Annotated in this window: 2 protein-coding genes; both read left to right on the forward strand. The window is 31.0% G+C overall.

Going from position 1 to position 1,221, the window contains the following annotated elements; genetic code table 11:
- Window positions 1-138 precede the first annotated feature (138 nt).
- Window positions 139-540: a DMP19 family protein gene (locus T472_RS06375; RefSeq protein WP_023388408.1), complete on the forward strand. Its 402-nt coding sequence runs from the start codon at window positions 139-141 to the stop codon at window positions 538-540.
- A 101-nt stretch (window positions 541-641) separates the two neighbouring features.
- Window positions 642-1,184, forward strand: coding sequence for a hypothetical protein (locus T472_RS06380; protein WP_207643952.1), 543 nt, complete (start codon window positions 642-644; stop codon window positions 1,182-1,184).
- Window positions 1,185-1,221 lie beyond the last annotated feature (37 nt).

Here is a 1,221-nt window from a genome sequence, read left to right on the forward strand (position 1 = left end):
ATCCAAGTGGGAAAGTTGAGTCATTTTATTCTAAGGGGGTAAAATGAAACTCAATGAATTGGAGAATTACTGGGCAATAGACGTTCAGCCGGATATTAATCGGCTCATCAACAGGGCAACGAAAAAGGGGTGAGTATATTGAAAGTTTTGGTGAAAAAAGAAAAAATGGAAAACAACGAATATTATTTATGGAATAGATTTATAGAGTGTTTGTTAAACGAAGAATTCGGTGATGATTTATCTCGAATACAAAAAGTAGCAAAACATTGTTTTTGGTATGATGCAGAAATGAATAGTGGTGGTCATAGCGGATATTTTGAGTGCTACTCAGATGAAAATTTTGATGAAATAGAAAAATCACTTGTTAATATTGGAGCGGAAGAATATGCGAAAAATTTTAAAATTGCTATCGAAACAGGAGAAAAAGATGATTATATAATTACAGATGACAAATTTGGTGAATTAACTCCTGTGTTGACGGATATTATCAGAACATATGTTATGGATAATATTAATGAGTTTTTTATTATTGTAGGATAATGCGAATATGGGGTATTACATAGTATTTAACAGCAAAGGGCAAGTGTGAAATATCAGATATGGATAAACATAGCATAGAACTGAAATTTTATAATTTATTAATGAGGAATCTAAATATCCAAGAGTTTGAAAAATGGGTCTATGAAACTGATGAAGAATTGGTAGACGAGCATTTTGGAAGAGGTTTCTACTTTGAGTTAGCAAGTCTAAATTATAAAAATAAATACGCTATCAATGATGTAGAAAAATTATTGTTTAGCAAAGTGCCATTTGGAAGATTTGAGGAAATGAAAATTAGAGAAATACTAACATATGTTATTGATGATAAGGGAGATTTAGTAGAGCTAATCGAAGAACTATATGACTTATATTGCGATGGATATTATTTCTTGAGGTACATAGGATTAGCATCTTTGTTTCATGGTATGCCGAGAGAGAATGAAACCTATAATTTTACCGACCAAACTCAAATAAACCTAAAGTGTGAAGCTAGAAGAATTCTTTCCTTTCTCGATACAAGGAAAATTATAATTACTGGCAAGTATAAGTACGAGGATTTGAGGGAAGAGGCTGATAAGATTGAGCTACATAGCCTTGAGAAGATGTATGTAACTCCAAAAAGAATATTATTAACAGAATTATAGATAAAGTAATTAAAAATATAAAGGCTCAATCACAAAT

This window comes from Youngiibacter fragilis 232.1 (genome assembly GCF_000495435.3).
Lineage (GTDB): Bacteria > Bacillota > Clostridia > Clostridiales > Clostridiaceae > Youngiibacter > Youngiibacter fragilis.